Below are 9,968 nucleotides of genomic sequence, written 5' to 3'. Positions count from 1 at the left end.
ATCTCACACTGCCGAGAAAAGCTTCTAGCCAGGCGAAGGTGCCCGTACCGCAAACCGACACAGGTGGGCGAGAAGAGAATTCTAAGGCGCGCGGAAGAACTCTCGTTAAGGAACTCGGCAAAATGACCCCGTAACTTCGGGAGAAGGGGTGCCCCGGTAGTGTGAATAGCACGAGGGGGCCGCAGTGAAAAGGCCCAAGCGACTGTTTAGCAAAAACACAGGTCTATGCGAAGCCGCAAGGCGAAGTATATGGGCTGACGCCTGCCCGGTGCTGGAAGGTTAAGGGGAGCGGTTAGGGGTAACCCGAAGCTGTGAACCGAAGCCCCAGTAAACGGCGGCCGTAACTATAACGGTCCTAAGGTAGCGAAATTCCTTGTCAGGTAAATTCTGACCCGCACGAATGGCGTAACGACTTGGGCGCTGTCTCAACGAGAGATCCGGTGAAATTTTAATACCTGTGAAGATGCAGGTTACCCGCGACAAGACGGAAAGACCCCATGGAGCTTTACTGCAGCTTGATATTGGACTTTGGTACGATCTGTACAGGATAGGTGGGAGCCTTTGAAGCCTGAGCGCCAGCTTGGGTGAAGGCGCCGTTGGGATACCACCCTGATCGTATCGGAGTTCTAACCTACTACCGTAATCCGGTAGAGGGACCGTGTCAGGTGGGCAGTTTGACTGGGGCGGTCGCCTCCTAAAGAGTAACGGAGGCGCCCCAAGGTTCCCTCAGAATGGTTGGAAATCATTCGAAGAGTGCAAAGGCATAAGGGAGCTTGACTGCGAGACATACAGGTCGAGCAGGGACGAAAGTCGGGCTTAGTGATCCGGTGGTACCGCATGGAAGGGCCATCGCTCAACGGATAAAAGCTACCCTGGGGATAACAGGCTTATCTCCCCCAAGAGTCCACATCGACGGGGAGGTTTGGCACCTCGATGTCGGCTCATCGCATCCTGGGGCTGAAGTAGGTCCCAAGGGTTGGGCTGTTCGCCCATTAAAGCGGTACGCGAGCTGGGTTCAGAACGTCGTGAGACAGTTCGGTCCCTATCTGTCGCGGGCGCAGGAAATTTGAGAGGAGCTGTCCTTAGTACGAGAGGACCGGGATGGACGTACCGCTGGTGTACCAGTTGTCTCGCCAGAGGCATCGCTGGGTAGCTATGTACGGAAGGGATAAGCGCTGAAAGCATCTAAGCGTGAAGCCCCCCTCAAGATGAGATTTCCCAGTATGTAAGACCCCTTGAAGACGACGAGGTAGATAGGTTGGAGGTGGAAGCACAGCAATGTGTGGAGCTGACCAATACTAATCGGTCGAGGGCTTGACCACCAAACATGTGCGGAGTACAGGTTACTTCGAAAGCATATGCTTAGGCACTTACGACAGTAAAAGCCGCATCAGAAGCATACCTAGCGTATGCACCACAAGATCTTTGGATGGATCGACTGCACGTTTCGCTGCTAGTTTTCAGGGAGCAACCCTGATAGTTTATTCCCTGATAGCTCAGTTGGTAGAGCACTCGACTGTTAATCGAGTTGTCACAGGTTCGAGTCCTGTTCGGGGAGCCATATGGAGAGGTGTCCGAGTGGTCGAAGGAGCACGATTGGAAATCGTGTAGGCGAGAAATCGTCTCGAGGGTTCGAATCCCTCTCTCTCCGCCATTTACATATGGCCCGTTGGTCAAGGGGTTAAGACACCTCCCTTTCACGGAGGTAACAGGGGTTCGAATCCCCTACGGGTCACCATCATAATTTAATCTTTGACAAGATTGATAATTATGATTATAATGTAAATCTATGGACGCTTAGCTCAGCTGGGAGAGCATCTGCCTTACAAGCAGAGGGTCGGCGGTTCGATCCCGTCAGCGTCCACCATACAAGCTTTGTTACTGACGCGGGGTGGAGCAGCCCGGTAGCTCGTCGGGCTCATAACCCGAAGGCCGCAGGTTCAAATCCTGCCCCCGCAATACTTGGAGCTGTGGTGTAGAGGCCTAACATGCCTGCCTGTCACGCAGGAGACCGCGGGTTCGAATCCCGTCAGCTCCGCCATTTTTATCTCTGTATACAAATGGATTTTAAGAACATAATAAGGCTCGGTAGCTCAGTCGGTAGAGCAGAGGACTGAAAATCCTCGTGTCGGCGGTTCGATTCCGTCCCGAGCCACCATTGATAATTTCATATGCCGTTGTAGCTCAATTGGTAGAGCAACTGACTTGTAATCAGTAGGTTGGGGGTTCAAGTCCTCTCGACGGCACCATCCCTGGAGGCTTAGCGAAGTGGCCAAACGCAGCAGACTGTAAATCTGTTCTCTTACGAGTTCGGTGGTTCGAATCCATCAGCCTCCACCAGTTTTAGGGGCATAGTTTAAAGGTAGAACAGCGGTCTCCAAAACCGTTAGTGTGGGTTCAATTCCTGCTGCCCCTGCCAATTTTATACTTGTATGGCGGTCGTGGCGAAGTGGTTAACGCATCGGTTTGTGGATCCGACATTCGGGGGTTCAATTCCCCTCGTCCGCCCCACTTATTACTCACTGACAATTGCAAGTGTTGGGGGTTAGCCAAGCGGTAAGGCAACGGACTTTGACTCCGTCATGCATAGGTTCAAATCCTATACCCCCAGTATGATATGCGGAAGTGGCTCAGCGGTAGAGCATCGCCTTGCCAAGGCGAGGGTCGCGGGTTCGATTCCCGTCTTCCGCTCCATTATAACAAGGCGCCATAGCCAAGTGGTAAGGCAGAGCTCTGCAAAAGCTTTACCCCCAGTTCGAGTCTGGGTGGCGCCTCCACCATTCTTTGCCGGAGTGGCGGAATCGGCAGACGCACAGGACTTAAAATCCTGCGGTAGGTGACTACCGTACCAGTTCAAGTCTGGTCTTCGGCACCAAAAGTGCTAAACAAATGTGTGCCCTTAGCTCAGCTGGATAGAGCGTTTGACTACGAATCAAAAGGTCAGGAGTTCGAATCTCTTAGGGCACGCCATACACAAGCCGGTGTGGCGGAATGGCAGACGCGACGGACTCAAAATCCGTTTCTCGCAAGGGAGTGGGGGTTCAAGTCCCTTCACCGGCATCATAAAAGCCTGGTTCCAGATTTACTGGAGTCAGGCTTTTTCCTTTTCCGGCGGATCGGATCTTATGGGGAAAAGCTAACATTTTAATTAAAAGACAGAGAGCTTGTGTACTGTTAAGTACAGTAGGCTCCCTGTCTTTTCTTTTTTAAGAACACAGATGTTTTAAGAAGGTTATAGTCGGCTTCCTTCATATAGAACGTTCGGCAGCAGCTTATGAAGAATGCAATTGGCTTAGGAAGGCCGTAATGGCTTTGTTTACTTGATCGGGATGTTCCTGGACTGTTAGATGGGCAGAGTCTTTAATTTCGGTATAGACCGCATTAGGAATTGAATCGACCATCTTCTTCATAACGATCGGTGTGGTGATCGAATCCTTCTCGCCACCGATAACAAGAGTCGGCACTTGTATGGTCGACAGAAGCTCTGTAGAGTCTTTTCTAAACGCCATGGCTAGAGAGGCATGGACAAGTCCCAGCGGATTCATCCCCTTGATTTGATCCTGGAGTTCACCGGCTAATTCCGAATTTTCTCCATCGGATAAAAGCTTGGGAATCATAGCTGTTGAGGCCGCCTGGGAACCCTGTTCCAAGAGTGAAGCCGCCATTTTCATCCGGTTGATTTGTCCCTCCAGTGGGTCGGCATCAGGGCGTGTATTAGCGAGAATGAGTCCATTGAAACGCTGTGGTGCTTTTCGCAGGAGATTAAACGCTACATAGCCGCCCATCGAGAAACCGGCAAGAACAGCCTTTTCCACTTGAAGTTGATCGAGAAGAAGCAGCAATTCGTCTGCCATGTGTTCCAGCGTAATTAGGTCCTTGTGAGGCTCTGATTGTCCAAATCCTCTCAGATCCGGAGCAATGACCCGATAATTCGATTCCAGCGCTGCAATCTGTTCGTGCCACATCCGGTGGTCCAGAGGAAAACCGTGAAGAAGCAGGACCGCCGGGCCGCTTCCCCGCTCTTCATAATAAGTTTTTAAGCCATGAATTGTTGTGAACATAACGTATCTCTCCTTAGATTATCGAGTTATTTTATATGTATGACCTGAATGCGGATAAACGAAAGTCGGTAGGGTTAGGCGGCTGTCTAAATGTTCATACTCCTTAAATACAAAAAAGTTTGGTTTTCACACAAGATCATACGTGTGCCTTATTTATATGCCTATGGCAGCAAGTGAATATGAACTTGTTGGAAGCTGAAAAATTTTGTCGGCTCTTTCTCTTCCGAGGTATTGCAAAGTCTTACGACTGAAGCAAGAAGGTAAAGGTTTAACTTGAGTGCATATAGGGCACGCGTTACCGCTCCGACAGTTGAGTTTTAAGAGCAAGGAACAAGTATTACTTCGACCACGGAAGTCTGGGATTGTTTTGTCAGAGGTAGTGCCCCAAAGAGGCAAAAGTCGTCTTAATGTTAGCTTGCTCTTTAATGATCTCTTTACTCCTCATCCCGGGTACGGAACATGTTAAGAGTGCTTGCCGAACTTAATATTAGCTGTGCAATGAACGAAAGATTAGTGGGCAAGTTTCTTGCACATTTGAAAGCGTGCAGGTTAGGAAACCGGACAGGTCAATAACGAGATACTTGATTTAACGTGTTTAAAAAAAGACTCATCGGAGTCTTGTAATCGTAACTGGTATCTTTTTTGTAGGTGTTTAGTGCAACAAACGGTTAACATGTCTCTTCGGAAATTAGTCATCCAGTATCAGGAGGCAGCAATATAACCGGTCATTGTCATATCCCCAAATTATTTCCCCGGAAATTTTTGGCATATTAACGTATAATTTAAGAAAAGCACGCGAATAATGCAAAATTGGCTATCTAAAAATATTACCCGTATACGGATGGAATGAAACTCCTCGACAAGATATTTATCATATATTTTCTCAAAGTCACATTAGGATACGCACATCTCATAAGAAGTCTTGTTAGTGAGTGGACATTTAATGTCTATTTAGGAGTGGCAGACAGGTAAAGGATGAAAGGAAAGAGGTAAAGGTCTGGACATAGGCTGTGATCCGCTTCCTTTATGGTTTGGGTCCTGTTTGTGGAAATTTGGGAAGGGGTAATAAGAAGGATAGCGAATATTGCTTTAGACAGAATCGATTATATACACGCGTGCTTATAGGAGGAGGATTACCCATGAAATTGCTTACTTTTCTAGGTGAACATGGACCGAGACTGGGCATCAGGCTCGAACAAGGTGTCTTGGACGTAGCCGAAGCGTTAAAAAATATGAAGGACTACGAGGAAGGCAGTGTGCCTACCCACATGGATGAAGTGATCAAGGGAGGGCCGGAGGCTATTCAGTCTCTGCAAAAGCTTATCGATGATCTTCCGGAAACCTCCGTAAACGAACCCTATCTCCTGGAGGAGTCTCCGCTGGTGTTCGCACCTTGTGTCACAGAGCCGGGTAAGATCATTTGTGTAGGTTTAAACTATCAGAAGCATGCCGAGGAAACAAAATCTCCGATTCCCGAGCATCCCGTGCTGTTTAACAAATTCAATAACGCTCTTACCGGGCATAAATGCGATGTACCTCTGCCTAACGTAACTTCTGAGCTGGATTATGAAGCTGAACTCGTTATCGTAATGGGACAAAAGGCGAAAGATGTGCCGAAGGAAGAGGCTGCACAATACATCTTCGGCTACACCTGCGGAAACGATCTGTCCGCGAGAGATTTACAGAGAAGAACCAATCAATGGCTGCTGGGCAAATCTTGCGATGGCTTTCTTCCGTTAGGACCCTATCTCGTCACGGGAGATGAGGTCGGGGACCCGAACGATTTAAAAATCCGTTCTCTGGTCAATGGAGAACAGCGTCAGAACTCGACGACAGCGGATATGATTTTCAAGGTAGAGGAGCTTGTCAGTTACATTTCCCGTCATATGACGCTATTGCCCGGAGATATCATTCTTACCGGTACGCCTGAAGGAGTAACCATCGGTTACCCGCGGGAGCAGCGAGTCTATCTTAAGGATGGGGATCAGACTCAGTGTCGAAATTGAGAAAATCGGCACCTTGTCCAATAAAGTAGTGGCGGAAACGAAAGTCGAAGAGGGCAAACCGGTAGGCCGTACTCTGGGTGTCTAAACACTTTTCATGAATCATGGAGAATTTGTTAAGAAAATTTAATGAAATTAAACGGTGCAATCCGGCTAATTCTTTAAAGTTATAAAAGGAGCTTTTCATACATTTGAAAAGCTTCTTTTTTTATATCTAAAAAAAGCTTATAAAATAAAGATTTATGCCACATTTTTACTTACTTCGGACGGCTTTTTCCTTTTTAGGGGGCAGCATTACATTTTCCTAAAACTTCTTTAACAATTTATTGCTATCCTTTAGTTACCGGAACGTTGGTCACAACGAATACGACAAATGAACGGGGATGATGTGTATGGCGAAAAAATCTTGGTCGACACAGGAGATGGAAAGACTCTGTATGCTTTCCAAAGAATGCCCTCCATCGGTAATTGCCAAGGAACTTGCCCGCCCGGTTACCTCCGTACGGAAGAAGCTGCGTGAGATCGGCGTCACGTATGTAAAGGGAGACGAGTGGAAGCGGAAGCAGGTTCAAATGCTGATCTCTGACGAAGCACGCGGAGAACTTCCACGCAGAAACAAGCAGGAATTGACCGAGGAAGCGCAAGTGTTGAATGAATTTTGGACAACACTGTTGTCGATGGCCAGCGTGGCCAAGAAAAAGGGAAAAAGAGTGGACGTTTTGTCCTTTATAGATACGTACCGTAAAATCAAGCTGGGCGGTTAAATAAACATCTCTTGCGGGACCTTTCGAGGTTTTGCGGGAGATTTTTTTATGGCCGGGAGACTTCGCCCGTTCTTTTTTGGTATAGTGGATAAAAAAGAGGGGAAGGAGTGTTCCTGTGACACCTCAAATCGTATCCATAAACGTAGGCAAGCCCAAGCGAATCGTCTATCAGGGAAAAGAAGTTGAAACGGGTATATACAAAGAGCCTGTACATCAGCCTTTGTATTTGTCGAAGACACAGCTGGAGGGAGACGGCCAGGCGGATCTGAAAGTTCACGGAGGGCCCGATAAGGCGCTTTGCGTATATAGTGCGGACTATTATGACTACTGGCAGAAGGAGTCTCGGACAACCTCTTTCTTTCGGAGCATTCGGAGAAAACATCACGATAAGCGGTCTTAATGAAAAAACGGTATGTATCGGAGATATTTATCAGCTTGGAGAAGCGGTTGTACAGGTTTCACAGCCGAGACGTCCCTGCTTTAAACTCAGCGTACGCCATTCGGATGTAAAACTGCCCGTAAAGCTGCAGGATACCGGGTACACCGGTTTCTACTTCCGCGTGTTGAAAGAAGGTATCATTCCCGAGAATCCCGTTTTCAGACTAGTGACGAGACATACTCAAGGCTTAACGGTTGAGTTTGTAAATACATGCAAATATCACGAGAAGGACAATATTTCCGGCATCCGGACGATATTGGCGAACGAAGCGCTTGCCGAAAGCTGGAGAGGTTCTTTTGAGAAAAAGCTTACGGAAGCGGGAGAGTTACCGGAGCCTGTGCAAAGCGGCGGGGTGGAGAAATGACATCCTCCGGTCTGCTTATAGATAAATTTAACCGTATTCACGATTATTTGCGTATTTCGGTTACCGACCGCTGCAACTTGCGCTGCGTCTACTGCATGCCGGAGGAAGGGATGACCTTCGAACCGGATGAGCGTCTGCTGAGGTATGACGAGATTACCGAAGTTGTCCGTGTATTATCGGAGCTAGGCGTACGCAAACTGAGGATTACGGGCGGCGAGCCGCTTGTCCGGAAAGATTTGCACATACTGGTCGGTCAGTTGTCCGCTATACCGGGTATCGAAGATATCGCTTTGACGACAAATGCCGTTTTTTTCGCCCAGCAGGCGGAGCGCTTGAGAGAAGCCGGACTTACACGGATTAATATCAGTCTCGATTCTCTTCGTCCGGACCGTTTCAGGCTTATTACAAGGGGCGGAGACGTCGGCCGTGTGCTGGCGGGGATCGAGGCTGCCCAGCGGGTCGGACTTTATCCCGTAAAGCTGAATGTCGTGCTCATGCAGGGACTGAACGACGATGAAATTGACGACTTCCTGCAAATGACGCTCGACAAGGACATTCAGGTGCGTTTTATCGAATATATGCCTATCGGTCATCAGGATGATGCCTGGAAGCTCCGGTATGTTCCTCTTTCGTCCGTGCTGGACAGGTGTTCCGAACGCGGGTGGAAAGTGGAGGAGATACAGTCCGTAAAAGGGAACGGTCCTTCTCAAAATTACCGGATCGCGGGAGGCAAAGGCTCTTTCGGCCTTATCCATCCGGTGAGCGACCATTTCTGCGCTTCCTGTAACCGGCTGCGGCTGACGGCGGACGGCAATATCAAGCCATGTTTATATTGGTCCCACGAGTTTAACGTGAGGCCGCTCATCGGGGATGACCGTGCGATCAGGGAGTTATTTTATAAAGCACTGGATATAAAGCCGGAAAGCCATGAAATGGCGAAAGCGCTCGAAGGGGACGAGCCGTCCCACCTCCCGACCGTGAGACGTATGTCTCAAATCGGCGGTTAAGCCGGAGATGCGCCCGCGTTTTTTTATGCCTAGAAGGAGGTAATTCCATGAGTGAAATCAGAAAACTGCGCCGGGAAGAACTCCGGGACAGCCTCGATTTGTCGATGTATGCTTTTCAATACGAACTTCCGGAGGAAGAGCTTGTCGAAAGACTCGCTACTATGAACCCCGAGGAAATCTGGGGATATTTTATCGATGGGAAACTGGCCTCGAAATTAACCCTTTTGGATCTTACAACGTGGATAAACGGCCGGAAGCTGAAAATGGGCGGGATCGCCGGCGTTGCGAGCTGGCCGGAAAACCGCCGGCAGGGAATGGTGGGACAACTGCTGTCGAAAGCGCTGGAAGTGATGAGAGAGAACGGGCAGATCCTTTCGTATCTTCATCCGTTTTCATTTGGGTTTTACCGCAAGTACGGCTGGGAGCTGAGCATGACCTATAAAAAAATCGAGCTTCAAACCTCTCAGCTTCCGAAGCTTGGCAATGCGAGTGGGCGGGTCATACGGACAGCCCCCAGCGCGGCCGCGCTTAATCCGATCTACGATGCGTATGCGGCAAGATTTAACGGACCCATTACGCGTACCGAAGAGTGGTGGGAAAACCGTCTTCTCAAAAAGAAAGGACACGTGGCGGTGTATCTGAATGAGGCAGGGGAGCCCAGAGGGTACGTGCATTATTGGATCGAAAACCATGAGTGCAAAGTTCATCAGCTGGTTTATCTCGATCAGGACGCAAAGCGCGGGCTGTGGAAGTTTATCGGCGATCATGATTCCATGTTCGACAAGCTGACCATGCAGGCGCCCCCGGACGAGGATCTGGCCTTTGAGCTGAACGATCCGAGGATTAAACAAGAGCTCGTCCCGTATTTTTCGGCGCGGATCGTCGATGTGGAGGGCCTCCTGGGCCAGCTGCGGCTGCGGCATACGGGACTGCCGCGGGAGACGTCTCTGCGCCTGCACGTAACGGACGGGCAGGCACCGTGGAACCACGGCACGTTCGAGCTTAGGCTTAACGCGCCGGAAGGCTCTGCGGCCGTCGTGAAGACCGCAGATGAACCGGCCGGCGGCAGCGGAGCCGCAGCGGACGGATTGGCGTGCGATATCCGCACGCTGTCCGTCTTGCTGCTCGGCGCCAAGAGCGCCGGCGAGCTCTACCGGATCGGACGTCTGGAAGGCGACGAACGATCCGTAGAGCTGCTTGCGGCGGCTCTGCCGCGCCGCACCTGTTACTTGCCGGACTTTTTCTAGTCCGGCACAAGAAAAAGCCGCACAGCCCAGCAATAACGGGCTGTGCGGCTTTTTGGCGCAGGGCGTCCCCCCGGCAAGAGCCA

At 49.8% G+C, this 9,968-nt stretch carries 4 protein-coding genes, 17 tRNA genes, 1 rRNA gene and 2 pseudogenes (1 of these 24 cut by a window edge); 23 read left to right on the top strand and 1 reads right to left on the bottom strand.

What is annotated here, in order from left to right:
• From ABC395_RS21205 to ABC395_RS21120, 18 genes are all read left to right on the top strand, one after another.
• A 23S ribosomal RNA gene (locus tag ABC395_RS21205) occupies positions 1 to 1,322 on the top strand; it begins 1,594 nt to the left of the window's first position.
• Between the two features lie 163 nt (positions 1,323 to 1,485).
• Positions 1,486 to 1,561: transfer RNA gene (locus ABC395_RS21200), tRNA-Asn, on the top strand.
• A gap of 3 nt (positions 1,562 to 1,564) precedes the next feature.
• Positions 1,565 to 1,654: transfer RNA gene (locus ABC395_RS21195), tRNA-Ser, on the top strand.
• Positions 1,655 to 1,663: 9 nt separating this feature from the next.
• A tRNA-Glu gene (locus ABC395_RS21190) sits at positions 1,664 to 1,738 on the top strand.
• Positions 1,739 to 1,791: 53 nt separating this feature from the next.
• Positions 1,792 to 1,867: transfer RNA gene (locus ABC395_RS21185), tRNA-Val, on the top strand.
• Positions 1,868 to 1,885: 18 nt separating this feature from the next.
• A tRNA-Met gene (locus ABC395_RS21180) sits at positions 1,886 to 1,959 on the top strand.
• Positions 1,960 to 1,964: 5 nt separating this feature from the next.
• A tRNA-Asp gene (locus ABC395_RS21175) sits at positions 1,965 to 2,041 on the top strand.
• A gap of 41 nt (positions 2,042 to 2,082) precedes the next feature.
• Positions 2,083 to 2,158: transfer RNA gene (locus ABC395_RS21170), tRNA-Phe, on the top strand.
• A gap of 15 nt (positions 2,159 to 2,173) precedes the next feature.
• Positions 2,174 to 2,249, top strand: a tRNA-Thr gene (locus tag ABC395_RS21165).
• A 5-nt stretch (positions 2,250 to 2,254) separates the two neighbouring features.
• Positions 2,255 to 2,340: transfer RNA gene (locus ABC395_RS21160), tRNA-Tyr, on the top strand.
• 5 nt (positions 2,341 to 2,345) lie between these two features.
• Positions 2,346 to 2,419, top strand: a tRNA-Trp gene (locus tag ABC395_RS21155).
• A gap of 16 nt (positions 2,420 to 2,435) precedes the next feature.
• Positions 2,436 to 2,511: transfer RNA gene (locus ABC395_RS21150), tRNA-His, on the top strand.
• Between the two features lie 28 nt (positions 2,512 to 2,539).
• Positions 2,540 to 2,611: transfer RNA gene (locus tag ABC395_RS21145), tRNA-Gln, on the top strand.
• Between the two features lie 8 nt (positions 2,612 to 2,619).
• Positions 2,620 to 2,694 (top strand) — tRNA-Gly (locus tag ABC395_RS21140).
• Positions 2,695 to 2,703: 9 nt separating this feature from the next.
• Positions 2,704 to 2,777 (top strand) — tRNA-Cys (locus ABC395_RS21135).
• A gap of 9 nt (positions 2,778 to 2,786) precedes the next feature.
• Positions 2,787 to 2,875: transfer RNA gene (locus ABC395_RS21130), tRNA-Leu, on the top strand.
• An 18-nt stretch (positions 2,876 to 2,893) separates the two neighbouring features.
• Positions 2,894 to 2,970 (top strand) — tRNA-Arg (locus tag ABC395_RS21125).
• Between the two features lie 7 nt (positions 2,971 to 2,977).
• Positions 2,978 to 3,060, top strand: a tRNA-Leu gene (locus ABC395_RS21120).
• A gap of 212 nt (positions 3,061 to 3,272) precedes the next feature.
• Here the strand turns inward: ABC395_RS21120 and ABC395_RS21115 are convergent.
• Positions 3,273 to 4,061: an alpha/beta fold hydrolase gene (locus ABC395_RS21115; RefSeq protein ID WP_413005831.1), complete on the bottom strand. Its 789-nt coding sequence runs from the start codon at positions 4,059 to 4,061 to the stop codon at positions 3,273 to 3,275.
• A gap of 1,139 nt (positions 4,062 to 5,200) precedes the next feature.
• On the opposite strand from ABC395_RS21115, the pseudogene ABC395_RS21110 reads away from it, so the two are divergent.
• The 5 genes and pseudogenes from ABC395_RS21110 (at position 5,201) to ABC395_RS21090 (ending at position 9,885) form a co-directional block, all read left to right on the top strand.
• Positions 5,201 to 6,152: pseudogene (locus ABC395_RS21110) on the top strand (fumarylacetoacetate hydrolase family protein).
• A gap of 304 nt (positions 6,153 to 6,456) precedes the next feature.
• Complete coding sequence (locus ABC395_RS21105; RefSeq protein ID WP_016423567.1) at positions 6,457 to 6,828, top strand: hypothetical protein; 372 nt, start codon at positions 6,457 to 6,459, stop codon at positions 6,826 to 6,828.
• Between the two features lie 115 nt (positions 6,829 to 6,943).
• Positions 6,944 to 7,631 (top strand): annotated as a pseudogene (locus ABC395_RS21100) (MOSC domain-containing protein).
• Entirely contained in the window at positions 7,628 to 8,638 is a 1,011-nt protein-coding gene (moaA, locus tag ABC395_RS21095) for a GTP 3',8-cyclase MoaA (RefSeq protein WP_413005830.1), read from the top strand. Before ABC395_RS21100 ends, moaA begins: the two are co-directional and overlap by 4 nt.
• Positions 8,639 to 8,685: 47 nt before the next feature.
• The gene (locus ABC395_RS21090; protein ID WP_413005829.1) at positions 8,686 to 9,885 is read left to right on the top strand and encodes a GNAT family N-acetyltransferase; all 1,200 of its coding nucleotides are present in this window, start codon (positions 8,686 to 8,688) and stop codon (positions 9,883 to 9,885) included.
• The last annotated feature ends 83 nt before the right edge of the window (positions 9,886 to 9,968 follow it).

The sequence above is a fragment of the Paenibacillus canaveralius genome (assembly GCF_047238265.1).
Classification (GTDB): domain Bacteria; phylum Bacillota; class Bacilli; order Paenibacillales; family NBRC-103111; genus Paenibacillus_F.
Note: the sequence above shows the minus strand (reverse complement) of the source record. Positions and strands in the feature narration are given on the sequence as shown.